The organism is Ruminococcus sp. N15.MGS-57 (genome assembly GCF_000980385.1).
Taxonomy (GTDB): domain Bacteria; phylum Bacillota; class Clostridia; order Oscillospirales; family Ruminococcaceae; genus Hominimerdicola; species Hominimerdicola aceti.
In genome coordinates this window covers 16240-42526 of sequence record NZ_LARF01000019.1, presented here as the reverse complement: position 1 = coordinate 42526, position 26287 = coordinate 16240, and the positions used below count along the sequence as shown (strand labels likewise).

Sequence of the window (26287 nt, the reverse complement as noted above, 5' to 3'; positions counted from 1 at the left end):
ACGCTGTAACTATCAAATGCCCTGAGTGCGGAAAACAGATGCACCGTGTATCAGAGGTAATAGACTGCTGGTTCGACTCAGGCTCAATGCCTTTTGCACAGCACCACTATCCATTTGAGAACAAGGAGATTTTCGAGTCACAGTTCCCTGCTGACTTCATTTCAGAAGCTGTTGACCAGACAAGAGGTTGGTTCTATTCACTGCTTGCTATCTCAACGCTTATATTTGACAAGGCTCCATACAAGAACGTTATCGTACTTGGACTTGTTCAGGACGAGAACGGTCAGAAGATGTCAAAGTCAAAGGGCAACGCTGTTGATCCATTCGAGGCATTGGCTAAATACGGCGCAGACGCTATCAGGTGGTATTTCTACACCAATTCTGCTCCATGGCTTCCTAACAAGTTCCATGACAAGGGAGTAACAGAGGGTCAAAGAAAGTTCATGGGCACGCTTTGGAACACATATGCGTTCTATGTGCTTTATGCTGAGATAGACCAGTTCGACCCTACAAAGCACAAGATAGAATATGACAAGCTTTCTGTAATGGACAAGTGGCTGCTTTCAAAGATGAACTCTATGATAAAGGCTGCTGACGACAACCTTAACAACTACAGGATACCTGAGGCTGCAAAGGCTATGCAGGAGTTTGTTGACGATCTTTCTAACTGGTATGTAAGAAGAGGCAGAGAGAGATACTGGGCACAGGGTATGTCACAGGACAAGATAAACGCCTACATGACTCTTTACACTGCTATCGTTACGCTCTGCAAGTGTGCAGCACCTATGGTGCCTTTCATCACTGAGGAAATATATCAGAATCTTGTTAGAAGCGTTGACAAGGACGCTCCTGAGAGTATCCACCTTTGCGATTATCCTGTTTGCGACGAGAACATGATAGACGAAAAGCTTGAGTCTGACATGGAGGAAGTTCTGGAGATAGTTGTTCTGGGACGTTCTGCAAGAAACGGCGCAAGCCTTAAAAACCGTCAGCCTTTGAGCGTGATGTACGTTGCAGCAGACCACCCACTTGACAGCTACTATATTGACATCATCAGAGACGAGCTTAACCTCAAGGACGTTCAGTTCTCAAATGATGTATCTGCATATATTGATTATAAGTTCAAGCCACAGCTCAAGACACTTGGTCCAAAGTACGGCAAGCAGCTTGGTGAGATAAGAACACAGCTTTCACAGCTTGACGGACACAAGGCTATGGGCGAGCTGAACGAAACAGGCAGTCTGAAACTCACACTTTCAAGCGGTGAAATAGCACTTGACAAGGATGATGTTCTCATCGAGTCTGAGCAGAAAAAGGGCTTCTACACCCTTTCTGAAAACGGCGTTACTGTTGCTATCAGCACTGTTCTCACACCTGAGCTTATTGAAGAGGGCTTTGTAAGAGAAGTTATCAGCAAGGTTCAGACAATGAGAAAGGATTCGGGCTTTGAGGTAATGGATCACATCACTGTTTCTGTAAGCGGCAGCGAAAAGGTTATGGCTGTTGTTGACAAGAACAGAGAGGCTATTTCTCATGACGTTCTTGCAGACGATATCGTTCTTGGCGAAAATGTCGGCAACGAAAAGGATTGGGATATCAACGGCGAAAAGGTTTCTATCGGCGTAAAGAAGAACTAATTCTGAGATATAAAAAATCAAGCAGGACAGCTTTCGGGCTGTCCTGCCTTTTTTGTTTTGGGTTATAAGCCATGCACAGCTCCCCATACATAAAACACAAAACAATGGCGAGGTGAAAGACCTCGCCATTGTTTTTTTTATATTACTTTCTTGCTTCCAGAGCGGAGATAGATTCCATTATCTTTGACATCTTCTCCTCTGCCTTTGCAAGCTTTGCCTTTTCGGCTTCGATAAGCTGTTCAGGGGCTTTTGCAAGGAAGCCCTGATTGCTGAGCTTTTTGCTAAGGAAGTCTATATCCTTCTGTGCATTCTTCCTGTCCTTATCAAGACGTGCAAGCTCCTTGTCAACGTCTATGATATCGGCAAGCGGAATGAAAAATCTTGCACTGTCTGTAACAGCGGCGGCGCAATCCTTTTCCTCGCACTTATCTGTGATAATGACCTCAGATGCAGAAGCAAGTCTTTCAAAGAACATTACGCCCTGTGAGAATACTTCTGGCTGTGCAGTTTCAATATAAAGCTTTGCCTTTACAGACGGCGGAACGTTCATTTCACCACGGCAGTTTCTTATGCTCTTTATGCCTGCGATTATCTTCTCGAATGTTGCCTCTTCATCGGCAAATTCAAGCTTTTCGTCATATACAGGGTAATCCTGAACCATGATAGCTGTGCCGTCATTTACGAGAGCCTGCCAGATCTCCTCGGTGATATAAGGCATGAATGGGTGGAGCATTTTCAGCATTCCTTTCATTACCCACACGAGAACTGCCTGTGCTGTGGCTTCTGTTTCACCGCCTGCGGCTATTCTTGGCTTTGTAAGTTCGATATACCAATCGCAATAGATATCCCAGATAAAGTCATAAAGCTTTGAAACTGCTACGCCAAGCTCGAACTTATCAAGATTATCGTTTACTTCCTTTGCAAGAGTATTGAACTTTGATATTACCCACTTATCCTCAACATTGAGGTTTTCAGGGAGCTTATCAGCCTTGAAATCGTCAGGAAGATTCATCATGATGAATCTTGCGGCGTTCCATATCTTATTGGCAAAGTTTCTTGAGGATTTTACTTTATCCTCGATAAATCTCATATCGTTTCCAGGTGCGTTGCCTGTTGCGAGCATAAATCTCAGGGCATCTGCGCCGTACTGGTCGATGATAACAAGCGGGTCGATACCGTTGCCAAGAGATTTTGACATCTTTCTGCCCTGTGAATCTCTAACAAGACCGTGGATAAGAACAGTATCAAAAGGCTTCTGCTTCATGTTCTCCATGCCTGCAACTATCATTCTGGATACCCAGAAAGGAATGATATCATAGCCTGTTACGAGAGTGTTTGTTGGATAGAAATACTCAAGCTCCTCTGTCTTGTCAGGCCAGCCGAGAGTTGAGAACGGCCACAGTGCTGATGAGAACCATGTATCAAGTGTGTCAGGGTCCTGACGCATTTCCTTGCCGCACTTAGGACAGCAAGCATGGTCTTCCTTTGTTACCACAGTTTCACCGCAATCGTCGCAATAAAATGCCGGTATCTGATGACCCCACCAAAGCTGACGTGAGATACACCAATCTCTGATATCGTTCATCCAGTTAAGGTAGTTCTTCTCAAATCTTTCAGGAACAAACTTGATAGAGCCGTCCTCAACAGCCTTTATTGCAGGCTTTGCAAGCTCGTCCATTTTAACGAACCACTGGAGGGATACTCTTGGCTCGACAGTTGTTCCACAGCGGTAGCAAGTACCTACGTTATGCTCGTGGTCCTCAACATAAGCAAGGAAGCCGCCCTTTTCAAGGTCTTCAACTATTTTCTTTCTTGCCTCGTATCTATCCATGCCTGCATACTCAGGATAATCGTCAACTATCTTTGCGTCCTCAGTAAGAACGTTGATAACAGGCAAGTTATGTCTTTTACCGACTTCAAAGTCGTTAGGGTCATGGGCTGGAGTTATTTTTACAACGCCTGTACCAAACTCCATATCAACATAGCTGTCGGCAACAACAGGTATCTCTCTGCCAACAAGCGGCAAAGTAAGTGTCTTGCCTACGATATCCTTATATCTTTCGTCCTTTGGATTTACTGCAACAGCAGTATCGCCCAGGAGCGTTTCAGGACGTGTTGTAGCAAGCTCTACATATCCGCTTCCGTCTGTAAGAGGATATTTCAGATGCCAGAAGTGACCAGCCTGATCTTCATACTCAACCTCTGCGTTTGAGATAGATGTACGGCAATGCGGGCACCAGTTTATTATTCTTTCGCCTCTATAGATAAGCCCCTTATTATAGTAGTTTATGAAAACTTCCTTTACAGCCTTTGAACAGCCCTCGTCCATTGTGAAACGCTCTCTGTCCCAATCGCAGGAAGAGCCGAGCTTTTTGAGCTGCTCAACTATTCTGCCACCGTATTTCTTTTTCCAATCCAATGCTCTTTCAAGGAAACCGTCCCTGCCGATATCGTCCTTTGTAAGACCCTCTTTACGCATAGCTTCAACTATCTTTGCTTCTGTTGCGATAGAAGCGTGGTCTGTACCAGGTATCCACTCTGCGGCATATCCGCTCATTCTCTTCCAACGGATAAGTATATCCTGCAAAGTTTCATCAAGGGCATGACCCATATGGAGCTGTCCTGTGATGTTCGGTGGTGGGATAACTATACAGTATGGCTCTTTCTTGGAATCAGGCTCAGCGTGGAAAAATCCGCCGTCAAGCCAATATTTGTAGATCTTATCTTCTACCTTATTAGGCTCATAAAGCTTTGAAAGCTCTTTTTTCATTATAAAACAATTCCTTTCGCAAATATTTTTCTATCACAGTATCGTGGCAAGACCAAGAGGCGTTGCCTTTTTGCCGTCAGACTCGTGTCTTAGGCTGTCTGCGAAACGGAACTGTGAATTTCATTTGAAAGCTGAATTTGAGATCACACATTATATTCTTTCCTTTCCGCATGATATGGCATTACTGCACCTATTATAATATTATCTCACTTTTGCACCGAATTGTCAAGGGCTGATGACGGTATGGAACGAAAAAAGCAGAACAGCTTGAAACTGCTCTGCTGATAGTATTGAAAAAGACTTAAACAAACGGGACGTCGAGGGCGCCGTCCCCTACAACTTGCATAAAAACGAATTTACGCTTACAGCTTGAAATGAACGGGCATACCATTTTTCATTGCTATTTTTACCTCGCCTTGGATAAGTGGCAGGAAGTATCTTACGGCTTCCGGCTTTACGTCATTGCCGTCCTCGCTTAACCACTTGGCAGGGAAGAATTTTTCCTTATTTGCAGCATCATGGGCGTCAACGCTGTCAACGGTCACAACATAAGGCACGTCGCTGATACGCTTGAATATCATCATTTTACCTGTTTTCCCTGCAAGAGCCGCTTTTACGCCTGCCGAGCCTATTTCCTCGGCTTCGTCTATATCCGTCTTTGAGCAGATATGAGAAGAACATCTCTGCATAACGTTAAGCTCAATAGAACGGACTTTACAGCCGATATTCTCTTTAACGAGCTGTTCAAGGGTCTTTCCTATGCCAGAGAGATACTCGTGACCGAAATTATCCACAACTCTCGGCTTATTTTCCTCGCCCTTAAGCTTTACGCCCTCGGAAACTGCGATGATAACGGCTTTGTGCTTTGCCATTTGATTTCTTATGTCCTCGAGGAACTTTTCGGCGGTAAAGTTATTTTCAGGGAGATAGATAAGGTGAGGGGCTATCTCGTCATTTGCTCTGAGTACGCAGGTGGAAGCTGTGAGCCAGCCAGCGTGTCTGCCCATTATCTCAACGATAGTGACGGACTCGATAGAATAAACCGAGCTGTCACGGATTATCTCCTGAACCGTTGCGGCAACATACTTTGCGGCAGAGCCGAAGCCTGGTGTATGGTCTGTTACAGGCAGGTCGTTATCTATAGTCTTTGGTATGCCTATAACTCTTATCTTTGAATTTTTTGCCGCAAGATAATCGGAAAGCTTTGCCACGGTATCCATAGAATCGTTTCCGCCGATATAAAAGAAAGCTTCTATCCTATGCTTTTCAAGGCAGTTCAAGATACGCTCATATGTTTCACCGCCCTCCTCAACATCAGGAAGTTTATAACGGCATGAGCCGAGAACTGTTGACGGTGTCTGTCTTAGAAGCTCCATATCCTCGTTTGTTTTTATAACAAGCTTAAGATCTATGAGCTGGTCGTTTATGATACCCTCGATACCATTGAGCGAGCCGAAAACGGCGTCTATCTGTGGTGTTTTCACAGCCTGTTTGAAAACTCCCACCAATGAAGCGTTGATAGCGCAGGTAGGTCCTCCTGATTGTGCAACGGCAATATTCATTATCATCAATCTCCTTACAGCTTACTGAGAATATTAAAATTCTCATATTTGTTATTATTATAGCATATTATATATACAAATAAAAGGGTTATGAAAATTTATTAACATATTTTTTCCCTTTGTAACAAAACAAGCCTTCAAGAAAACGTTATATCTATCCACTTTGATAATTTTCACATCTATTACATAAAAACGCCTCCCGATTTACACCATATTGTTATAAAGTAAATGTAAATCGTAACCGAATTTTAATTGACAGAACAGTTTATATTTTGTATAATTAAAGATATAGACACGAAATGTGTCGAACTTTAGTCAATGAACCGAAAGGAAGAATATAAATAATGCCTGACAACAGAAACAATAAAGGCTACTATCGTCCCGAACAGAATCGCAGACCGCAGGGTCAGAACAGACCTCAGCAGCAGGAAAGCTCCACTTGGCTCACTCCTACTGTAAAGGGAATAATAGCGATACTGCTGACTGTACTTGTGGTAGCCATAGTAATAATGATATTTGCAAAAACTCTTTTTGTGAACACCAACACCACTCCGAAAAAGACCGGTACGATAACTTCTACGGAATACATTCCGCCAAAGACCACCACCACTTCGGAAAAGCCGCAGGAAACATCTAAAAAGTCCAAAAAGACCACTGAGCCTGACGAAGATCCATATGACGGTGATAAGGATGACAACGGTGACGCTGTTGGTGATATCCAGTGCATAAGTGCAGTTTATCTCCACCCACAGCCTACATCGAGCAGTGAAAATCTTCTCACTATCCCGTCGGGTGCGACCTGCAAATACTACCGCAACGAAAACGGCTGGTATTATGTTGAATATAATGGCACAAAGGGCTACGCATGGCAGACATTCTTCTCGACACCACCACAGTAATGTGTTTTACGATTTCTTAAATAACGCAGAAAGTGCGGCATGGAAATATGCTGCACTTTCTGTTTATATATGCAAAAAAAGCGGAGGTGTTGTCCTCCGCTTGATGTAGCTTATCATACAGATAGAACGTGTTAAATAGCGGGCGAACGCTGTTCGCCCCTACACACAAATGTTACAATTAGAGTTCTACCTTATAGTCCTCTGAGCCTACACCCTTTACAGTGTAGTAAGCAACGCCCTCTTCAGGCTTGATGTATACTGAAACTGTCTTTGGTGTTCTGTGACCCTTTGCCTTGTAGTCAGCCTTTGCAGCAGCCACTACAGCTTCAACATTTATCTCTACGCCTGCGAACTGAACGAATACCTCGTCCTTTATCTCAGCCTCAACTGCTTTCTTTACAGTTTCCTTCTTTGCCTTTGTTGCCTTTGCTGCGGTCTTTACTGCCTTTTCTGCCGTCTTGACAGCTTTCTTTGCTGTTTCCTTTACTGCTGCACCTGTCTTTTCAGCAGCAGACTTTACCTCAGCCTTGACTTCCTTTACAGCTTCTTCTGCCTTCTTGTCAGCGGTGATCTTCTTTTCAGCCATTGTAAAACCTCTCCTTTAAAAGTGTTACTAATTACTTATCCACAGCCTCTTTAAGAGCCTTGCCTGCCTTGAATGCAGGAACCTTCTTTGCAGGAACATGGATAGGCTTCTTTGTTGCAGGATTGATAGAATCCTTAGCTGCACGATCTCTTACCTCAAATGCACCAAAACCTACGATAGATACCTTTTCGCCCTTTACAAGTGCCTCTGTGATAGTTTCTGTTACAGCCGCAAGTGCCTGCTCTGCTTCCTTTTTAGAATAGCCGCCCTTTTCTGCTATTGCGGATATCAGATCATTTTTTGTCATTTTGAATCTACCTCCGTTATAATTTTTTACATTGTTTTTATGCTGTTATTATAACGTATTTGACCCCTATTGTCAATTAATTTGCCCGATTTTGCGTGCTTTCTTGCAATCTTTGTAGCTTTACATAAAAAAGAGGCATAGTCACCGCTTGATTTTTGTACTTATTCACACATTGGAAATAGTATTTATAATTTAGCCATAATTAACTTTCGATCAGCATCATTATTTTTTTATAAACGCCTATTTTTCGCACTCTGTAAAAATCACCCACAAAATATTCTTACATATATTTCATTTCAAAGTTCATTAAATATTTACATTCTTTTATATATTCTCTCATGCAACATAATTCATTTTTTCAATCCGTATTTTTCATAAAAAGCCTCAACATCGCTGTCGCTTTTCACAAGCTCGGGATACATTATCTCACGAGTGTTGCGGTTATAAAATCCGATAGTTTTCTCGCCGGTACAGGTGCTTGACATTATTTTTATCTCCATTCCCCTGCACTCCTCCGGGACGGGCTTGACAGTTTTCTTTTTGAAAATTCCCATGGAAACTCCCCCTAATATTTTTTCAAACGTCTTATATAAGCGAAAGTGTAGTCCTCGCCTTTGTCACGAAGCATTGTAAGAAGCTTCTCCAAAAGGTCTGATGTTTCAGGGTGGATGGCTCTTGTCTTTTTTGCTCTTAAAAAGTACGCAAGAGGTGCACCGTCGTTGTATTTGTCTTTCATATATATCTTGCTTGCGGCAACTCTGTCGCAGAACATTTCTTTCACATATTTAAGGGGCATTTTCACAGGGGTCATCAGCTTAGTACACAGGTCATAGTCCGTCCAATATTCAAAGTGATGCTTATTTCTTCCCTTGTGATGCATCCAGCCGTAAGAAAATCCGTATTCTTCACGCTCTGCTTCATGGGGCGAACGTGTGCCTTGATAATATTTACAGCCCTTGAGAAACTCCTCCGGGGAATATTTTGAAAGGTCATGCCTCAGACCCTGCCACAAAATGCCTGCCTTATAGCAGTTTTTTATCACTCCGTGGCGATGTCTTGTAATGGTCTTGAAATGCTCCCATGCCTTTATCAAAACGCTCATCTCCTCTGCATTTCATCTTGTGACCTTATTATACTACTTTTGCTTTATTATTTCAACAGCCTGCGGTCATTTTCTGCTGCCGCAGATATCAAGCAGGGGACACTCGCTGCAGCGTTCTCCCCTTGCCTTGCAGTATTCACGTCCGAACAGTACAAGGCGGTGACAGAAATCAGAGGATCTCTCAGGGGGAAGTATCTTTCTCAGATCCTCTTCCACCTTTGCAGGCTCTTTATTTTTTGTAAGCCCAAGTCTGCCGCATATCCTTATACAGTGGGTATCTGTGACCACCGCAGGCTTATGGAAAACGTCGCCCATTACAAGATTTGCCGTCTTTCTGCCTATGCCTGCAAGGGTAGTGAGCTTTTCTATGGTATCAGGTATCTCACCGTCAAAGTTATCCATTATCTGTCTGCACATTGTCACGATAGAGCGAGCTTTTGTTTTATACAGACCGCAGGGGCGTATTATCTCCTCGATATCAGCAACATCTGCGTTAGCAAAATCCTCAATGGTCTTATATTTTGCAAAAAGCTCTTTCGTGACGATATTCACCCTTGCGTCTGTACACTGAGCAGAAAGCCTGCCTGCTATCATAAGCTCGTGGGGCTTTTTATAGTCAAGGGAGCATATGCCCTCGGGGTAGACCTGCTCCAGTCTTTCCACTATTATTTGTGCATGTTCTTTCTTTGTCATCGGTACTGCTCCTTTGTTTATAAGTGCTTTATTACTTTATATTGTACACTTTTTTGCAGGATTCGTCAACCAAAATTTCATATCAGGGACGATATTCCAGCGGGTTTGTGCGTTATATCGGCATAAAAATGTGTTTTGTCATTTTTGCGGGTTGAACAGCTTTGGCCACAGTACACTGATTTGTTGACATTTCACGGAAATTTTACACGAATTATGAATTTATAATTGTGATTTTACTTCACATTTCAAAAAAAGGCTATGATTTTTATACAATTTCAATAAAATTATGAAATTTTGCATTTTACTACTTGCAAATTGCAAAATAGTGTGCTATAATAAGTAAGTGATGTGCGGAATGAGTAAAAAAGCCGTGCACAAATTATAATTTATAAGATGGGAGTTTTAATAATGGCTTTGAACAATGCGTATCTTGAAAGCGTTTATGAGAAGGTTGAGAAGAGAAATCCCGGCGAAAAGGAATTCCTCCAGGCAGTATATGAGGTACTGGAAAGCCTCATTCCTGTTGTAGAAAAGAGACCTGACCTTGTTGAGGCAGGTATAATCGACAGAATAGTTGAGCCAGAAAGACAGATCATTTTCCGTGTTCCTTGGGTAGATGACAATGGCAAGGTACAGGTAAACAGAGGTTTCAGAGTTCAGTTCAACTCTGCTATAGGACCATACAAGGGCGGCATCAGACTTCACCCTTCAGTATGTGCATCAGTAATCAAGTTCCTCGGCTTCGAGCAGATCTTCAAGAACAGCCTTACAGGTCTTCCTATCGGCGGCGGTAAGGGTGGTTCAGACTTCGATCCTAAGGGCAAGTCTGACGGAGAGGTTATGAGATTCTGCCAGAGCTTTATGACAGAGCTTTGCAAGCACATCGGTGCTGACACAGACGTTCCAGCAGGCGATATCGGTACTGGTGCAAGAGAGATCGGCTATATGTTCGGTCAGTACAAGAGAATCAGAAACGAGTTCACAGGCGTTCTTACAGGTAAGGGCCTTTCATACGGCGGATCACTTGCAAGAACAGAGGCTACTGGTTATGGTCTTTGCTACTACACATCTGAGATGATCAAGTGCATGAAGAATGAAACATTCGCAGGCAAGACAGTTGTTATCTCCGGTTCTGGTAACGTTGCTATCTACGCTACAGAGAAGGCTACAGAGCTGGGCGGCAAGGTAGTTGCACTTTCTGACTCTAACGGTTATGTATACGATCCAAACGGCATCAACCTCGATGTTGTTAAGCAGATCAAGGAAGTTGAGAGAGGCAGAATCAAGGAGTATGTAAACAGAGTACAGGGTGCTGAGTACCACGAGGGCTGCAGCGGCATTTGGACTATCAAGTGCGACATCGCTCTCCCATGCGCTACACAGAACGAGATCAACGAAGAGTCAGCTAAGGCTCTCGTAGCTAACGGTGTATTTGCTGTTGCTGAGGGTGCTAATATGCCTTCAACTCCAGAGGCTATCGCTGTATTCCAGAATGCAGGTGTTCTCTTTGGACCAGCTAAGGCTGCTAACGCAGGCGGTGTTGCTACATCAGCTCTTGAGATGTCACAGAACAGCGAGAGACTTTCTTGGACATTCGAGGAAGTTGACGCTAAGCTCAAGAACATCATGACAAACATCTTCCACAACTCATACAATGCAGCTAAGGAGTACGGTCTTGAAGGCAACCTCGTTGCAGGTGCTAACATCGCAGGTTTCCTGAAGGTCGCTGACGCAATGAAGTGGCAGGGTATCGCTTACTAATATAAGCGTATAAACAAAGCTATATACGAAGCGGACAGTCAACTGACTGTCCGCTTTTTTTATATCATATATGATGCGGCAAAAATAGAATATCCCCCTATCAGCGTCTTAGTGTCACGCTGATAGGGGGAACATATTCAATATTTACTTTTTCGTATCTATGTTTATCTTAATATAATCTATTACATTTTCTATTTCATTTTTATTGTTTGTACCCTTTCTCATGTTTAAAAATTTCGGATGATATGTCCAGAAAGCAGACTCAACAGAACTATATTTCTCTAATTTATCCGTTATGTTCACGATCGGCTTCGATTGTTTTTTAGTGAGCATGGGTTTGTCATCGAAAGAAGTTCCAAGAGCATATCCCATTGTTTTGTAATAATGAGGTCCTGTAAGGAAAATAATAACTGCTGGGTTTATTATCTCTATTTCCCTTTCAAATATTGACGACTTATCATTTAGATATTTTTTATTGAGAACTTTTTCACATTCGTCTTTTAGTCGTTTTGTTTTCCCTTTTGAAATGAGATGTAGTTTATCAATATTAGTCCAGTATATGCTATAATCAGTAAAACCGCAAACAAACCTCCAAAAAGGCGAAGTGACTTTACTGTATGTCTGATTTTTCAAATATTTCTTACAGCCCAATTGCTTCGACATGAATCCGATGCTCCACATCTGATATTCTTTTAGTGATTTACCATAGTCATTCAAACCTCTTGCTTCCTGACCCACGATCATAATGTTTTTCTTTCCCGCACCAAAATTATCACACACACCTCCTATAAAAGGTCTGGAAAATGTATAATTCATAGATGGCGTCACTTCTGAAGCAACCTTATTATACCAAGACGTAAATGCGTCCAGTAACTCCTCATTTATCTTTTTTACAGTTTCATTCTCTGCCATACCTACTCCTCCCCATATTTCAAAATAATGTCCCTAGCCACCGCTACAACTCTGTCCGCCACGCTTTGAGGCTTGATTATTTTAACAAACTGACTATACTGCATAGTCCAATAAAACAGGGCGTTTTCATTGACCTTTAGTGATATTACGCATTTGTCATTGCTTTCTGACAACACGTTAAAGCCCTTACCAAACCAATCGATTATCTGCCCTATAAGGAAACGATCTACCTCAAGCTCTGCATTCACTGTCTCCCCACTGAACATATAAATATGGTCTTTCATGTATTTTGAAAGGTCAAAGCCATGGCTGTTGCCTGCCGTTTTTCGTATATCCTTCTGCGGCATATCTATCAACTGTATTTCCAGTATTTTATCGACCCGAAAATTTGCGATATTATCATATTTGTCAACATTGCAAATAAGGTAGTACCTGCCGTTTGCGGTCACTGTGTAATATGGATTAATTATATATTTGTCAGTTTTCTTCGGGTGCAGTTTTTTATCTGTTCCATATTCGCAGTATAAAAATTCTATCTGCTTTTTCTCCTCTATTGCCTGATTAAGCAACTCGACAGTATAAAGCACCTGTGCATTTTCTGTATGCCCAATAGTTTCATAATTCACTGAACCTTTAATTCTATTTTCAGCAAATGGACTTGACTGTTTTTCAATTTTGCTAATAAGTCTCTCCGTTTCTCTACCCGTAACATACCTTGAGAACAGCAAGCCGTCAGAAATAAGCTTTACCTCACTCGGCTCCAATGTGTGATTATAATATATATCGGTGATAATCACATTCACATCATCAACAGATTTCTGCGAACCATTTTTGCGCTCTATTTCTGTATATTCAATATCGAACCCAAACTCAATCAAATTCATAAGATTTCGCTTTACAGTTTTTCTGTCACAGGTAAGTTCAAAATCAGTTTGCAAGTATTCCTGTATATTTTTCTGCGTCAGCCTATGATCAACGTCAGAATGCCGTTTTATTACTTCCAGCGTCATTATAAGATTATTTTTTACAGGCTGTCTTCCCATACTTATCATCTCCTGTCGACGTATTTAATGCCAAATATGATGCGGTATTAGTTACTCATCTTTATTATATTGTACCGAGTTGCGTAGGACAAGTCAATGGATATGAGATGTTTTTCAGAATAAAATCAATGATTTTGTAGACATTTACAAATTTGCAAATATGTTTTTGGCTACTATTAAAATCACAGAAAACTATCACAGCCTTTTCCCATACTATCGTATATTTCTTTATGAAATTCTCTAAGTTTGGATTAACATTTGGTGATACTGTTAATGTATGGAGATTTTACTTTAAGTTCATTTGTAATATCATTAATTCGCTTTTGAAGTTCTTTATTCCGCTCTTGTATTTTGTCTGCTGTTTTTGCAAATCCTTTTAAGAAATTGATTATTCTTCGCATATTTCTGTTGGCTGATGATCCCATTTCTATGTAAAAAGGAACGTTATTTCTGATCAAGCAGATCGCATATTTTGACTTTTCAAGGTTGCTTCCGTCATATTCACGCTTTTTAAACCCTGCAAAAATTTTGTTATATGCCTCTTCAATTTCCCATATTCTGTCCTGATCTGACAGTGTGTTTGCTATACTCTTTTTGCAAGATCGGATGGTTTTTTTGCTGTGTGATATATTAAAGCCCGTGGGCTTCCATATCGAAGAAACCCATGGGATTTGTTGTGCGTTTTTTACAGCGCCTTTTTTATATCATGCCAGACTTATGGGAATGTTCCCGTGGGTCTATTTGACCTGATTTTCCTTTATGATAACGCCACGCTCAAAAGCACAAGCATTCTCAAGCGTTGTGCGGCTTATAGCGGCTAGGGCTTCTTCGGTGAAAAAGCCCTGATGAGAGGTGACGATAACGTTAGGAAAAGACAGAAGCCTTGCGGTCACGGAGCTTTCTAGGATATCCTCCTGTCGGTTTTCAAAGACATTCTCTGTTTCTTCCTCATAAACATCAAGACCCACTCCGTGGAATTTTCTGCTTCTGATACCTTTTATAAGGTCTTCGGTATTCACAAGCGCACCTCGTGAGGTATTTACAAAAACAACATTCTCTTTCATAAGGGAGATAGTTTCAGTATTGATAAGATGATAGCTTGATTCTGTCAGGGGGCAATGGAGCGAGATAAGGTCGCTTTCTCTCAGGACTTCGCTAAGGGGATAATATTTCACAAAATCAAGGTCGGGATTTTGATAAACGTCATAAGCTATAACACGCATACCAAAGCCGTGGCATATCCTGCACATTGCCGCACCTATCCTGCCTGTGCCTATTATACCAGCAGTCTTGCCATGGAAATCAAGTCCCATAAGACCATTCAGGCTGAAATTGTTCTCTCTTACCTTTATATAGCCCTTGTGTATTCTTCTTGTTACTGCAAGCGCAAGCGCCATGGCGTGTTCTGCCACGGCTTCCGGAGAATACCCAGGCACTCTAAGCACTGTTATGCCGTATTTATCGGCGGCTTTTATATCAACATTATTATAGCCTGCACATCGCATAAGAAGAAGCTTTACACCGTGTTCATGGAGCCGTCTAAGCACTGAGCCTGTTATCGTTGAGCTTACAAAGGCACACACGCCCTCACAGCCCTCGGCAAGCCTTGCTGTGTCTTCCGTCAAGTCAGCTTCAAGGTAGATGCTTTCTATATCGGGATAGTTTTTTCGCTGCTTTTCAAATGAATCTATATCATACTGCTTTGCGTCATAGAATATTATTTTCATGAAAACTCCTCCAAATTTTAAAGTATTTCATTTTACGCTTGTATTTTTTGCAGCTGTTTATAAAAATATACGGTTTTTGCCTTAATAAGATAAAATTATCAAAGGTTGACAATTGTGCGTAAATAGGATATAATATAGGTGTCGGTATGTAAAAATATACTTTAAATATACTTTAAATGCCTGTTTTCTACAGAAAGGATATGATGCCAATGTCACAATTTTCGGAACTTCTCAGAGAATACATAAAGAAAAAAGATATTACTATAAAAGCCCTTGCCGAAAAATGTGGTATCGACAGAACATATCTTCATAAGATACTCAAAGGTGAAAGGAAAGTGCCAAGCGTAGATTTTGTAGAAAATATAAGCTTGCAGCTCATGCTTTCCACAGAGGATAAAAGCAGGCTCATGGAGCTTTATAACATTTCTGAGATGGGGGAAGATGTCTACAATCGCCGTAAGCAGGTGTCAAAGATAATACACGATATGGCAAACACCAACATGGAAGATCCTGACGCTCTGACTTTCAAGACAGAAGTTGATATAACTCTGTGCCTGAGATATCCATCTATACCGACAAACGTGAGCTTAGAAAAAACCTGCAGGTACTTATATGCAGCGATGTTCATAATGGTTCTGACATTCAGGTCATCGCTCAGCCAACAGAGTTTCTTACCAATCTGCTGTCTATTGCCGCAGAAGGCAGCGAGTCTGCCATAAACCATCTGTTCTTCTTTGACAACACCTCAGGTGAAAAAACCACCGCAAAATACAATCTGGATATTTTTCCGTTCATATGTCACCTTGCACAAAAGCATGAAAAGTATGAGGCTTTTTATTATTATGAGGGTGCGTCGGCATATTTCAACTCCACGAACATCATGCCAAACATAATGATAACGAATAATTTTCTGATCAGAACAGACAGCGATTATTGCGAGGGAGTTATATACAGATCTAAGCCTATGGTAGAATTTTATATGCGGCAGTTTGAAAAGTTCAAGACAAAATGTGCAAAGCTTCTCGACCACGCCGTGGATATTTTGGAATATGTTTACTTTTGGTACGATGACAACGCAAATTTCATCGGCGTGGATTTTCAGCCATGCACCATGCTTTGTCTTACAGAGGATATATACAACGCCCATGCACTTTTGCCAGCTGACGCAAAGAAATTTGTAAAAGCAAAGCTCACCATGGGCAAGAAGGCTCTTTCTGAACACAAATTTGTAAATCTGTTCAGTGAAAAGGGCCTTGCAGAGTTTATGACGACGGGAGAGATTTTTGAGCTTCCGAGAAATTCATATACTTTTCCCACTCTTGCAGAACGCAAGATAATGCTACAGATAATGATATCGCTTTGTGAAAACGGCATGGCAGACTACAGGATAATAAAGAACGACTATTTTGCGGTGTCGAAAAATCTTTGTATCAACATTTCTGACAACACAAGTCTTAACATCATTGCCAGAAACAACTGCTTCTCTGATTTTTCTTATTTGAAGATAAGCGAAACGAGCCTTGTTCAGGCTTTCTGGGATTATTTTCAGCACTTTATAGATTCTGACGCTGTTTGCTCACATGAAGAAACTATCGAGATACTCAGGTCTTATTTGTAAAAAATGGGCGACCAAAAGCCGCCCACTGTAATGATATTATTTAAGCTGTTCACGCATTAAAGTGAGCAGCTTTTTTTCTCGCCTTGACACCTGCACCTGCGACATACCAAGTTGTTTTGCCGTTTCCATTTGAGTTTTATTCTGAAAATATCTCAGGTATATAAGCTTTCTATCCTCCGCTTCAAGGGAAGCTATGACCTGGCGGAGAGAGAGCCTGTCAGCAATTTCTATGTCAGGAGCATCAACAGGGATATCTATTTGTCCGTGGCGGTCGTCTTCATCTGAGCTTTCAGTAAGACTAACAGGGGGCAGGGCGACGTTCATGGCTAGAGTAACGGCTTCTTCGCTTTCTCCTGACAGCTCACAAAGCTCGCTTACTGTAGGTTCTCTCCCCTGCTGTATGGAAAATCGCTCACGTTCTCTTACAAGGCGCATGGAAAGCTCTTTTATGCTCCGTGACACTTTTATCGTGCCACCGTCACGGAAAAGCCTTTTTATCTCCCCTAATATCACTGGCACTGCATAGGTGGAGAATTTCACACCACGGTCGCTGTCAAAGGCTTTCGCAGCTTTTACAAGACCTATACAGCCCGCACCGTAGAGGTCGTCATACTCTATGCCACGGTTGCGGAAGCGGTTTGCGCACAGGTGAACAAGCCCCAGATTTTCTTCTGCAAGAGGGGTCTCGACTATGCTGCTCATTTTATACTCTTTCTTTCAAGGCTTTTTCAAGGATAAGGGTAGTTCCTTCTCCAAGCTTGCTGCGCACCTTCACTTTATCCATAAAGCTTTCCATGACCGCAAAGCCAAGGCCTGCTCTTTCCTCCTCAGGTGCAGTGGTGAAAAGCGGCTGCATAGCCTGCTCTACATCAGCGATACCACAGCCCTTATCCCTTATTTTTATGTAGACGTGTCTGTTCTCGAATATCCTTATCTGCATGAATATCTCCCCTAGGGTGTTTCGGTATCCGTGGACAATGGCGTTTGTGACTCCCTCTGACACTGCGGTCTTGACATCTGCAAGCTCGTCGATCTGAGGGTCAAGCTGAGTAAGGAAACCGCTGACTGCAACTCTAGCAAAGCGCTCATTTTCAGAATAGCTGGGAAAACTGACTTTCATTTCATTAAGGGGTTTTCGTTTCAATTTTATCACTCTCCTTTGTTTTGTCATCGGGGCTTTCATTCTGTTCCTGAGCTGCTTTCTTCTCTTGTATATACGGGGTCATATCCGTGACTATCTTTGTGAGTCTGTGCATACCTGCAAGCTGCAAGACCTTTCGGATATAAGCAGGAGGCGACGCCACTATCACCTCGCCACCCATTTCTGACATTATCCTGTATCTGCCCATAACAAGCCCGATACCTGAGCTATCCATAAAAGTCACCTGAGAATAGTCGAGGATAAGGGTAAGAGGGTTATGGCTTCTAATGGCTTTATCTATCTCTCCCCTGAAATATTTTGCTGTATGGTGGTCGATATCGCCGCATATCTCTGCCACAAGAGTTCTGGCTGACGGATAGTTTTTTATCTCCACATTCATGCTTTATCATTCCTTTCATTTTTTCGTTTTATCCGCTGAAAATATATTATCACTTACAGTGGGATTTTTTTGTCGCATTATCGTATGGGTGAAAAAAGCAGGAACACACTTTTTTGTGTGTCCCTGCCTAGGAAAATTATTATGTTCTATGCTTATGTCTTAAAGTCCGTTAGGATTATTCTTAATGAAGTTCCAGCTATCTGCTGTCATTTCATCAAGACCATATTGTGCTTCCCAGCCAAAGACCTTCTTTGCCTTTGCTGTATCAGCATAGCAGGTTGCGAGGTCGCCTGCACGTCTTGGCTTTACTACATATGGAAGCTTCTTTCCGCAGGCTTTTTCAAAGCTGTGAAGAACGTCATAAACGCTTGAGCCTTTTCCTGTGCCGAGGTTTACGGCTTCAACACCCTTGTTTTCCATTACATACTTGACTGCGCAAAGGTGACCCTTAGCAAGGTCAACAACGTGGATATAATCTCTTACACCTGTTCCGTCAGGAGTATCGTAATCGTCGCCAAACACACCGAGCTTTTCAAGCTTTCCTACTGCTACCTGACAGATATAAGGAAGCAGATTGTTTGGTATACCGTTAGGGTCTTCGCCGATAAGACCGCTCTTATGTGCGCCGATAGGGTTGAAGTATCTCAGAAGTGAAACTGACCAGTCGTTGTCGGAAACATAAACATCTCTCAGTATCTGCTCTATCATTACCTTTGTATAGCCATAAGGGTTTGTTGCTGATGTAGGCATATCCTCCGTATATGGAGCTTTGTTCACAGGGCCGTAAACTGTTGCGGAAGATGAGAAAACTATCTTCTTACAGCCGTATTTTCTCATTGCCTTGATAAGCATGAGAGTGCCTGTGATGTTGTTATGGTAATATTCAACAGGCTTCTGAACAGATTCGCCAACAGCTTTAAGACCTGCAAAATGTATAACAGCGTCTATCTTGTTTTCTTCAAATATCTTTTCGAGCGCCGCAAGGTCAAGAAGATCTGCCTCATAAAAAGCAAAGTCCTTGCCTGTTATCTTCTTTATTCTGTTAAGAGCCTCCGGCTTTGAGTTTGAAAAGTTATCAACTATAACTACTTCATAGCCTGCTTCAAGAAGCTCAACGCAGGTGTGGCTTCCGATAAATCCTGCTCCGCCTGTAACGAGTATTTTTGCCATATTCTTTACCTCCCAAATATGTCAGGTTTTTTCTTACACTTACATTATACCATATTTTCACGTTTTTGCAATACCATTTTTGTTTCAAACACATGGATTTTTGTTGCAAAGAGAATAAAAATATGCTATCATATCTTTAACAGACCATCTCACAGAAAGGAACACACAGAATGAATACAGACCGTCATTCCTTTAAATCAGACCAGACGGACGCACTTTCGCTGTCAGTATACAACGTGGGCTATGAAAAATGTCAGGGGCTTCACAGTTGGGGAAGCGGTGTTCGTGACCATTATCTTATCCACCACATCATAAGTGGCAAGGGCATATACAAAACACCGCAGGGAGAGTATCACCTTAGCACAGGGGACACCTTTCTCATTTACCCCTACACTGTTATAACATACACTGCCGACAAGGACGACCCATGGGAATACTACTGGGCAGGCTTCAACGGCTCTGACGCTGAATTTATCCTTGATCGTGCAGGCTTCACAAGAGAGTGTCCCGTTATCTCCGCAGACTTTGGAAGCGAGCTTAAAGACAGTCTTGAACGCATTTATCGTCTTAGTGGAAACAGAAGCTCAGATCTTGTGAAAATGACAGGTCAGCTTTACATCACGCTGGGCATTCTTATGGAACGCTCTGGAAGTCAAAGCCGTTCTGGGGGCACCGCAAAGGGATATGTCACAAAGGCGAAAAACTACATTGCACACAACTACACCCTTGGGATAGGGGTCGAGAATGCCACCGATTTCGTTGGCGTGAGCCGTGCCACGCTATATCGAGCTTTCATGGAATATGAGGGGCTTTCTCCTGCACAGTATATAACTGATTTCCGTGTGAACGCCGCCTGCCGTTTGCTGGAAGAAACTGAGCTTCCTGTGTCGGCCGTGGCAAGGTCGGTAGGGTATAATGACAGCCTTTATTTTTCAAGGATATTCCACAAGACAAAGGGTGTGTCACCTACGGAATACAGGGCTGACGCTTTGTGTACAAAAGGTGAAAACAAGGCGTTTTCGGTTGACAAGGGTATATAAATGAGATATAATAAATAGGTATAATCAGCTACGAAAGGGTCTTAAACAATGAATTTCTTTATGGTCGGCTCGTTTTTCATGCTTTTCATGCTAAACGCAGGCTGGACTTCTAATTACGTTATAAAGCTTGCAGGCTTTTTATTTTTCGCAGTGGGAACGGCTGAGGCTGAAGAACGCACTGACGCTTTCGCACATCTTAAAAAGCCTGCTTACACTTCTTCCGCTATGTGCGCTCTTGCGGTGGTATGTCAGCTTCTATTGAAACTTCTCTCCCCTGCGGCAATGGCGGCGAACGTTATAAGCATTTTGCTGTCGGCGGCAACTGTCTATATGTCACTGAACCTTATGAGAATGTTCCTTGTGGCGCTTGACAGCCACAGAGAGCTTGTGGAAGACGTTTCAAACATTGTAAGGCTTCAGGGCAGTTTCAACAAACTTGCTCTTATGACGTTTATTTACTTTGGGGGCGACCTGCTCAACAGGCTAATACCAATAGAGTTCGTCACCACCCTTGCAGGCGTTATTGCGGCAATAGCAAAGATACTTGTGTATATTTTCCTGCTCATCATGCTTTACAACTTCAACAAGCTGAGGACAGATTATGAAAAACGCCGTGAAAGAGAAAACAAATAAGGATATTTCAAGAACGTCATGTTCACAAATGGCGTTCTGTTTTGTGTATAAAGGCAACAAAGAATAGGAGAACGAAAAATGCTATCAATAATAATACCAAGCTATAACGAGGAGGGCAACGTTGCAAAATGTGCTTCTGTTGTTTCAAAGCTTCTCAGCGAAAACGGTATAGACTATGAGCTTGTTTTTGTAAACGACGGCTCAAAGGACAGAACATGGGATATAATCTCAAACCTTGCACGCAATGACGAGCATATCGTGGGCGTGAATTTTTCAAGAAATTTCGGCAAGGAGAGCGCAATTTTCGCAGGACTTGAAACTGCAAAGGGCGACGCCTGCGTACTGCTAGACTGTGATTTGCAGTTCCCGCCTGAGGTCATAATCGAGATGTACAACATCTGGAAAAACAATGACGTTGACATTGTTGAGGGCAGAAAAAATTCCCGTGGAAAGGAAAACCCTGTATACAAATTTTTCTCTCTGTGGTTTTACAAGATGATAAACAAGTCAAGCGGACTGGACATGGAAGCGGCTTCCGATTTCAAGCTTCTTGACAGGGCTGTGGTAGATTCACTGAATGCAATGCCTGAAAGACTGACGTTTTTCAGAGCAATGTCAAGCTGGGTAGGCTACAAGACGGAGCGTGTATATTTTGACGTTGCTGACAGAGAGATAGGCGAATCAAAGTGGTCTGTAAAGGGGCTTTTCAAATTCGCCATAAACAGCATAACCTCTTTTACCTCTGCGCCTTTGCAGATAGTGACAGTATGCGGTGTCATAACGTTTATTTTCTCTGTCATACTGGGACTTCACACCCTTATCAAAAAGCTTATCGGTGCGTCGGCGGTAGGATTTTCAACGGTCATAATCCTACAGCTTCTCACATCGAGTATAATAATGTTCAGTCTTGGAATAATAGGCTTTTATCTCTCAAAGATATACGAGGAGATAAAACAGCGGCCTAGATACATAATCCGTGATATCATAAGAAAAGACGACGAGGAGAAAAAGAATGGAAAAGACTAAGACATCTCCCCTTTCATTTATAAAAAAATGGTGCTATGATAAGCGGCTGTACTTTTTGGTGTTCTTTCTGCCTGTGGCAATAATGTTTTCTGCCTATGCGTTTTTCAAGATACACCCTATAGGCGACAGCTCGGTGCTTGTGCTTGATCTGAACGGTCAGTATGTTTACTACTACGAGCAGTTCCGTGACGCTTTCCATGGCAACGGCAGTTTTATCTACAACTGGTCACGAAACCTCAGCGGAGAAATGTTCGGTGTGTTTGCATATTATCTTGCAAGCCCTTTTATGCTGATACTTGTGCTGCTGCCGAGAACGATGATGGCGACCTCTATCCTTATTTTACAGCTTGCAAAGATAGGCACGGCGGCTGTGACGTTCATGTTCTTCTTAAAAAAGATATCAGTGCAGAAGCCTAAAACTATCTCACTTATCATATTCCCTACCATGTATGCTCTTATGTCATACATGGTGGTACAGCTTATGGACCCCATGTGGCTTGACGGACTTATCTATCTGCCGCTTATATGCTGGGGCGTTCACAGGCTCGTTGATGAGGGCAAGCTTGTGCCTTATATAGTGCCGCTGGCGCTTATGTTCATTGCACATTTCTACATCGGCTATATGGTAGGAATTTTCACGTTTTTCTACTTCTGTTGGTACTGCCTTTCAAGAGAGGGCAGGATATTGCCAAAAAAGTTCTTCTCACGCTGTGTGGCTTTCGGTATCGGCACGCTTGTTGCGCTTATGTGTGCAGCGTTCGTTCTTATAACCGTTTACAATTCTTTGAAGCTTGGCAAATTTGAATTCACTGACCCTGATTTCTCACTTGCAACACAATTTGATTTTCTCACGTTCATAACAAAGCTTTTCCCAATGTCATATGACACTGTTTACCCTGAGGGTATGCCTATGATATACTGCGGAACGGCTGTATTGATACTTGTTCCGCTGTTCTTTATGAACGACAGGATAACGATGAAAGAAAAGACCTCTACAGGTCTGCTCACTTTCCTGCTTGTAATACTAATGTATATAAAGCCTGCCGACATGGCGATGCACGGCTTCCAAGTGCCGAACTGGCTGCCTTACAGATATTCTTTCATATTCTCATTCCTGATGATAGTAATGGCGTTCAGGGCGTTTGAAAACCTCGAGGGCATAACGGCAAAGAACATCGGCGGAATTTTCTTCGGACTTATGGTATTTCTCTTCTGGTGTGAGCGTGAGAACTACTCTCACTTCCAGCTTTTTGAAACAAAGACAAGTGAAACAGGCGACACCACAAACGTTATACAAGGCATATGGGTATCCATGATAGCTCTGGCGGCATATTTCGCACTTATCTATCTTATCAAGAAATATCCAAAATCAAAGGCTGTTTGTATCGTAATGGTAGGCGTTCTTGCGGTTGAGCTTTTTGCAAACAGTGCTGACACTATCGACAAGATAGACACTGACGTTGCATACAGCAAATACACCTCTTATGAACCTTACATGACGCAGACGAGAAACGCTGTGTCAATGATGAAGGAATATGACCCGTCGCTTTTCTACCGCATGGAGGCAACTTTCCACAGAACTGTAAACGACCCTATCGGAACAGGCTACAAAGGCATTTCACATTCAAGCTCAACAATGAACGCACCTGCCCTTATGATGCTCCACAAGCTTGGCTATGCTTACGGCGGTCACTACACAAAATATGACGGCACAACTTTCATGACCGACGCTCTGTTTGACATAAAATATCTTATGGACAAAACGGGCAACACCTCTTTTGTAGGCACAAGAGTTAAAGTCCCTGAGGAATACAAGCTCACTACAGAATACACTGAGGGCGACGCAACATATAAATTCTACAACAACCCTAACGCTCTTGGTCTTGGCATGGTATCGTCACCGAGCATTGAGGACGTGTCACTTTCTGAAGATAATCCTTTTGAAAATCAGAACATGGTATTCAACGCCCTCGCAGGCACAACAAAGGAATATTTCACAAAGATACCTGTTATAAACAGCGAAATGGAGAACGTTTCTACATCTCAGCTCACTGACGGACACACGAAATACTTCCCTACAGACACTTCCATTGCAGAATGTCACATTGACTATGTTGTGAAAATGGATAAGGACTCATATCTTTATATGTATCTTCCAACCAAATATGAGCGTTCCTGCAACGTGTGGATACAGGACGAGGACGATTATATGGACGGCTCTGAGCCTATGGAATATTCAGGTCAGTTCTTTGTGGGCGACAATTATTCCATTATGAATCTTGGCAAATTCTACGAGGGGCAGGAGCTTCGCATACGCATAACGGTAGCAAATGACGATAACGAAGCTTACTGGAAAGACCAGCTTTTCTACACCTTTGATTATGACAGCTTTGCACAGACCTGCGCTGATATGCAGAAAAATGTGCTTGAGGTCACAAGCTTTAAGGACACTTATCTCGAAGGCACTGTTAATGCTGAAAATGACGGCTCTGTACTGTTCACAACCATACCATACGAAAACGGCTGGACTATCACTGTGAACGGCAAAAAGGTGACGGCTGAAAAATCTCTTGACAGCCTTATAACTATCCCTTTGGAGCAGGGTGAAAACAAGATAACAATGAAGTTCTCACCTGACTATTGGAAGGTATCTCTTATCATAACGGGCTTTGGTGTTGCCCTGCTGGTGCTTATATTCCTGTTTGAATATAAGCGTGGAAAAGTCATGAAAAAGGTGCTTGCAAAAGCTAACTTTACGGCTGAGAGCAGTGAGAATGCCACAACCCCTGTGATAAATGACACAACTGATACAACGAACGAACCGCTGAGGATATACCGACCTGACAATGATGATGACGAAAAGCTTCGGCACATAAACGAGATGATGAAAAATATTCTCGGTGAGGACGAAGATAGCGGCAAAAACGATAAATAGCGACGAAAGCTGCGAAAAAAATCTATTGACAAGGCTTTTATAAAATAGTATTATAATAGGGACGGAAATTCTATCCGCCCCTATTTTTTCGGACAGCGGATAAAGACTTCACAAATGAAAGGAATAATCAAAATGGCAAAAAAGATCTACACCAAGAAGCTTACATATGCAGGAATGTCCCTGTGTCTGCTGAGTTTTTTCGCATTCATTCTCTCGGCAGCAGGTGCTCTTGCTGACCCTGTGGGAAAGCTCGTTTACAACAACGTTTTCACAAACAAGATAGACGTTTTGTTCACCCCCGACATTTTCGCTTATGTGAACACCTATGGTCTTTCATGCGCACTCGCCATATTCAGCCTTGTGGCGTTTTTCACATCTGCAAGAGCAAAGGGCAAGAAAAAGCTTGATGGTGCATTCGCAGGCTTTCTTATCCTTTTCCCATTTGTTGTGATGATAACAAAGGGCATAATGATATACTATGTTACGGTAAAAGGTCACTTCTCAAACGCTATAACAATGGGCTATGACAATGACAAGTTCAGGGTAGCCCTTTCACTTGCTGATGATGTTCTGCCATTTATTGCGGCTTTCCTGCTTTTTATCGGTGGACTTGTTATTGCAGGCAGACTTATGGGCGAAGATTTCGCCGTTGAGATACCTGTTGCCGCAAAGACGCCTGACAATGCCCCTGCGCCTATCCCAATGACTACACCGCAAGAACAGAGTTTTGCTCAGCCTGATATGTCACAGTTCAGAAAGCCCGACAATGCCGAGCCTGTTATGTCACAAAGCGTAGTTGAGCCTGAGATACCACAACAGACAGAGCCTATAGAACCACCTACAGAAACGGCTGAACAGCCTGTCGAGCAGACCGCACCTGAAAAGTGTCCTCACTGCGGCTCAGAGCTGAAGAGCGGAGCCAAATTTTGCAGCGTTTGCGGAAACAAGGTCTAAAAAGCTACACCAATACACTTCCATAAAAAACACGGCATATGCCACTTTTTCGGTGACATATGCCGTGTTTCATTTTTACTGTTTTGATACGCTGGGGCTTGCAAGACCATGCTTTACTCGGTCACGGACCTCCGCTCTCTTTGCGTCGTTAAATCTGTCGAGAGTTCCAACAAGATAGCCTGTTATTCTTCTTATACGCTGAAAAGGCACGTCTGCAAAGTGATAATCAACGTCAACAAAGTCGCCGTCTATTTTTAGGTCGATAGTCTGGATAGTCTTTTCAGGGTAAAGCTTCTGCGCCCTGTCGATATATGAATTTATCTCTGCCTGGGACATCTCCCCGCCTGTTACGTTCACATTTACCATTTTAC

Annotated in this window: 24 protein-coding genes; 9 read left to right on the top strand and 15 right to left on the bottom strand. The window is 42.5% G+C overall.

Translation table 11 applies throughout. The features are described 5' to 3' along the window. Positions 1-1637: DUF5915 domain-containing protein (locus WS40_RS05895; protein ID WP_046440971.1), on the top strand; the 1637-nt coding region annotated here is incomplete at its 5' end. Between the two features lie 142 nt (positions 1638-1779). On the opposite strand, the gene WS40_RS05890 is transcribed toward WS40_RS05895, so the two are convergent. Further along, the gene (locus WS40_RS05890; RefSeq protein ID WP_046440970.1) at positions 1780-4407 is read right to left on the bottom strand and encodes a valine--tRNA ligase; all 2628 of its coding nucleotides are present in this window, start codon (positions 4405-4407) and stop codon (positions 1780-1782) included. 362 nt (positions 4408-4769) lie between these two features. Next, positions 4770-5969: a 6-phosphofructokinase gene (locus WS40_RS05885; protein ID WP_046440968.1), complete on the bottom strand. Its 1200-nt coding sequence runs from the start codon at positions 5967-5969 to the stop codon at positions 4770-4772. 344 nt (positions 5970-6313) lie between these two features. Here WS40_RS05885 and WS40_RS05880 point away from each other — a divergent pair, with 344 nt between their 5' ends. Beyond that, complete coding sequence (locus WS40_RS05880; RefSeq protein ID WP_046440966.1) at positions 6314-6868, top strand: SH3 domain-containing protein; 555 nt, start codon at positions 6314-6316, stop codon at positions 6866-6868. A gap of 178 nt (positions 6869-7046) precedes the next feature. Here the strand turns inward: WS40_RS05880 and WS40_RS05875 are convergent, their stop codons facing one another. From WS40_RS05875 to nth, 5 genes are all read right to left on the bottom strand, one after another. Then, a complete protein-coding gene (locus tag WS40_RS05875; RefSeq protein ID WP_046440964.1) occupies positions 7047-7454 on the bottom strand; it encodes a DUF6465 family protein in 408 nt (135 codons plus the stop codon). A gap of 31 nt (positions 7455-7485) precedes the next feature. Continuing rightward, positions 7486-7761 carry an HU family DNA-binding protein gene (locus tag WS40_RS05870; protein ID WP_022286828.1) on the bottom strand — a complete coding sequence of 92 codons (276 nt, stop codon included), beginning with the start codon at positions 7759-7761 and terminating at the stop codon, positions 7486-7488. A gap of 350 nt (positions 7762-8111) precedes the next feature. Continuing rightward, the gene (locus tag WS40_RS05865) at positions 8112-8315 is read right to left on the bottom strand and encodes a hypothetical protein (RefSeq protein WP_038670658.1); all 204 of its coding nucleotides are present in this window, start codon (positions 8313-8315) and stop codon (positions 8112-8114) included. 11 nt (positions 8316-8326) lie between these two features. Continuing rightward, the gene (locus tag WS40_RS05860; protein ID WP_046440962.1) at positions 8327-8863 is read right to left on the bottom strand and encodes a DUF5662 family protein; all 537 of its coding nucleotides are present in this window, start codon (positions 8861-8863) and stop codon (positions 8327-8329) included. A 66-nt stretch (positions 8864-8929) separates the two neighbouring features. After that, entirely contained in the window at positions 8930-9556 is a 627-nt protein-coding gene (gene nth, locus WS40_RS05855; protein ID WP_046440959.1) for an endonuclease III, read from the bottom strand. A 408-nt stretch (positions 9557-9964) separates the two neighbouring features. Here nth and gdhA point away from each other — a divergent pair, with 408 nt between their 5' ends. Further along, on the top strand, positions 9965-11317 hold the full coding sequence (gene gdhA / locus WS40_RS05850; protein ID WP_038670652.1) for an NADP-specific glutamate dehydrogenase: 1353 nt from the start codon (positions 9965-9967) through the stop codon (positions 11315-11317). 144 nt (positions 11318-11461) lie between these two features. On the opposite strand, the gene WS40_RS05845 is transcribed toward gdhA, so the two are convergent. From WS40_RS05845 to WS40_RS05835, 3 genes are all read right to left on the bottom strand, one after another. After that, entirely contained in the window at positions 11462-12229 is a 768-nt protein-coding gene (locus WS40_RS05845; RefSeq protein ID WP_046440956.1) for a uracil-DNA glycosylase family protein, read from the bottom strand. A gap of 2 nt (positions 12230-12231) precedes the next feature. Then, entirely contained in the window at positions 12232-13272 is a 1041-nt protein-coding gene (locus WS40_RS05840) for a helix-turn-helix transcriptional regulator (protein ID WP_046440954.1), read from the bottom strand. A 737-nt stretch (positions 13273-14009) separates the two neighbouring features. Further along, positions 14010-14999 carry a 2-hydroxyacid dehydrogenase gene (locus tag WS40_RS05835; RefSeq protein ID WP_046440952.1) on the bottom strand — a complete coding sequence of 330 codons (990 nt, stop codon included), beginning with the start codon at positions 14997-14999 and terminating at the stop codon, positions 14010-14012. A 176-nt stretch (positions 15000-15175) separates the two neighbouring features. Here WS40_RS05835 and WS40_RS11460 point away from each other — a divergent pair, with 176 nt between their 5' ends. Further along, positions 15176-15718, top strand: coding sequence for a helix-turn-helix domain-containing protein (locus tag WS40_RS11460; protein ID WP_325208445.1), 543 nt, complete (start codon positions 15176-15178; stop codon positions 15716-15718). Between the two features lie 935 nt (positions 15719-16653). Here WS40_RS11460 and WS40_RS05825 read toward each other — a convergent pair. From WS40_RS05825 to galE, 4 genes are all read right to left on the bottom strand, one after another. After that, positions 16654-17319 (bottom strand): sigma-70 family RNA polymerase sigma factor, encoded by a 666-nt coding sequence (locus WS40_RS05825; RefSeq protein ID WP_022286525.1) that lies wholly within the window; start codon positions 17317-17319, stop codon positions 16654-16656. A 1-nt stretch (position 17320) separates the two neighbouring features. After that, a complete protein-coding gene (gene spoIIAB / locus WS40_RS05820; protein WP_046440948.1) occupies positions 17321-17737 on the bottom strand; it encodes an anti-sigma F factor in 417 nt (138 codons plus the stop codon). A 4-nt stretch (positions 17738-17741) separates the two neighbouring features. Then, entirely contained in the window at positions 17742-18158 is a 417-nt protein-coding gene (locus WS40_RS05815) for an STAS domain-containing protein (RefSeq protein WP_195551838.1), read from the bottom strand. Between the two features lie 159 nt (positions 18159-18317). Next, on the bottom strand, positions 18318-19328 hold the full coding sequence (gene galE, locus WS40_RS05810; RefSeq protein ID WP_022286528.1) for a UDP-glucose 4-epimerase GalE: 1011 nt from the start codon (positions 19326-19328) through the stop codon (positions 18318-18320). Between the two features lie 170 nt (positions 19329-19498). Here galE and WS40_RS05805 point away from each other — a divergent pair, with 170 nt between their 5' ends. The 5 genes from WS40_RS05805 (at position 19499) to WS40_RS05785 (ending at position 25916) form a co-directional block, all read left to right on the top strand. After that, positions 19499-20368, top strand: coding sequence for an AraC family transcriptional regulator (locus WS40_RS05805; RefSeq protein WP_046440945.1), 870 nt, complete (start codon positions 19499-19501; stop codon positions 20366-20368). Between the two features lie 48 nt (positions 20369-20416). Further along, complete coding sequence (locus tag WS40_RS05800) at positions 20417-21001, top strand: hypothetical protein (protein ID WP_046440943.1); 585 nt, start codon at positions 20417-20419, stop codon at positions 20999-21001. A gap of 78 nt (positions 21002-21079) precedes the next feature. After that, complete coding sequence (locus WS40_RS05795) at positions 21080-22027, top strand: glycosyltransferase family 2 protein (protein WP_022286531.1); 948 nt, start codon at positions 21080-21082, stop codon at positions 22025-22027. Beyond that, entirely contained in the window at positions 22014-24962 is a 2949-nt protein-coding gene (locus tag WS40_RS05790) for a YfhO family protein (RefSeq protein WP_325208444.1), read from the top strand. The genes WS40_RS05795 and WS40_RS05790 overlap by 14 nt, the downstream gene beginning before the upstream one ends. Positions 24963-25094: 132 nt before the next feature. Continuing rightward, complete coding sequence (locus tag WS40_RS05785) at positions 25095-25916, top strand: zinc ribbon domain-containing protein (RefSeq protein WP_046440942.1); 822 nt, start codon at positions 25095-25097, stop codon at positions 25914-25916. A gap of 75 nt (positions 25917-25991) precedes the next feature. Here the strand turns inward: WS40_RS05785 and nrdD are convergent, their stop codons facing one another. Then, positions 25992-26282, bottom strand: a complete 291-nt coding sequence (gene nrdD, locus WS40_RS05780; protein ID WP_046440940.1) for an anaerobic ribonucleoside-triphosphate reductase — start codon at positions 26280-26282, stop codon at positions 25992-25994. Positions 26283-26287 lie beyond the last annotated feature (5 nt).

Bases quoted from the DNA above. Each gene is read 5' to 3' on its own strand.
- spoIIAB (WP_046440948.1), bottom strand. From the start codon at position 17,737: ATGAAAGTCAGTTTTCCCAGCTATTCTGAAAATGAGCGCTTTGCTAGA.
- WS40_RS05825 (WP_022286525.1), bottom strand. From the start codon at position 17,319: ATGAGCAGCATAGTCGAGACCCCTCTTGCAGAAGAAAATCTGGGGCTT.
- nth (WP_046440959.1), bottom strand. From the start codon at position 9,556: ATGACAAAGAAAGAACATGCACAAATAATAGTGGAAAGACTGGAGCAG.
- WS40_RS05880 (WP_046440966.1), top strand. From the start codon at position 6,314: ATGCCTGACAACAGAAACAATAAAGGCTACTATCGTCCCGAACAGAAT.
- WS40_RS05885 (WP_046440968.1), bottom strand. From the start codon at position 5,969: ATGAATATTGCCGTTGCACAATCAGGAGGACCTACCTGCGCTATCAAC.
- WS40_RS05785 (WP_046440942.1), top strand. From the start codon at position 25,095: ATGGCAAAAAAGATCTACACCAAGAAGCTTACATATGCAGGAATGTCC.
- galE (WP_022286528.1), bottom strand. From the start codon at position 19,328: ATGGCAAAAATACTCGTTACAGGCGGAGCAGGATTTATCGGAAGCCAC.
- nrdD (WP_046440940.1), bottom strand. From the start codon at position 26,282: ATGGTAAATGTGAACGTAACAGGCGGGGAGATGTCCCAGGCAGAGATA.
- WS40_RS05795 (WP_022286531.1), top strand. From the start codon at position 21,080: ATGCTATCAATAATAATACCAAGCTATAACGAGGAGGGCAACGTTGCA.
- WS40_RS05805 (WP_046440945.1), top strand. From the start codon at position 19,499: ATGAATACAGACCGTCATTCCTTTAAATCAGACCAGACGGACGCACTT.
- WS40_RS05870 (WP_022286828.1), bottom strand. From the start codon at position 7,761: ATGACAAAAAATGATCTGATATCCGCAATAGCAGAAAAGGGCGGCTAT.
- WS40_RS05845 (WP_046440956.1), bottom strand. From the start codon at position 12,229: ATGGCAGAGAATGAAACTGTAAAAAAGATAAATGAGGAGTTACTGGAC.
- WS40_RS05790 (WP_325208444.1), top strand. From the start codon at position 22,014: ATGGAAAAGACTAAGACATCTCCCCTTTCATTTATAAAAAAATGGTGC.
- WS40_RS05800 (WP_046440943.1), top strand. From the start codon at position 20,417: ATGAATTTCTTTATGGTCGGCTCGTTTTTCATGCTTTTCATGCTAAAC.
- WS40_RS05840 (WP_046440954.1), bottom strand. From the start codon at position 13,272: ATGGGAAGACAGCCTGTAAAAAATAATCTTATAATGACGCTGGAAGTA.
- gdhA (WP_038670652.1), top strand. From the start codon at position 9,965: ATGGCTTTGAACAATGCGTATCTTGAAAGCGTTTATGAGAAGGTTGAG.
- WS40_RS11460 (WP_325208445.1), top strand. From the start codon at position 15,176: ATGCCTGTTTTCTACAGAAAGGATATGATGCCAATGTCACAATTTTCG.
- WS40_RS05835 (WP_046440952.1), bottom strand. From the start codon at position 14,999: ATGAAAATAATATTCTATGACGCAAAGCAGTATGATATAGATTCATTT.
- WS40_RS05865 (WP_038670658.1), bottom strand. From the start codon at position 8,315: ATGGGAATTTTCAAAAAGAAAACTGTCAAGCCCGTCCCGGAGGAGTGC.
- WS40_RS05815 (WP_195551838.1), bottom strand. From the start codon at position 18,158: ATGAATGTGGAGATAAAAAACTATCCGTCAGCCAGAACTCTTGTGGCA.
- WS40_RS05875 (WP_046440964.1), bottom strand. From the start codon at position 7,454: ATGGCTGAAAAGAAGATCACCGCTGACAAGAAGGCAGAAGAAGCTGTA.
- WS40_RS05890 (WP_046440970.1), bottom strand. From the start codon at position 4,407: ATGAAAAAAGAGCTTTCAAAGCTTTATGAGCCTAATAAGGTAGAAGAT.
- WS40_RS05860 (WP_046440962.1), bottom strand. From the start codon at position 8,863: ATGAGCGTTTTGATAAAGGCATGGGAGCATTTCAAGACCATTACAAGA.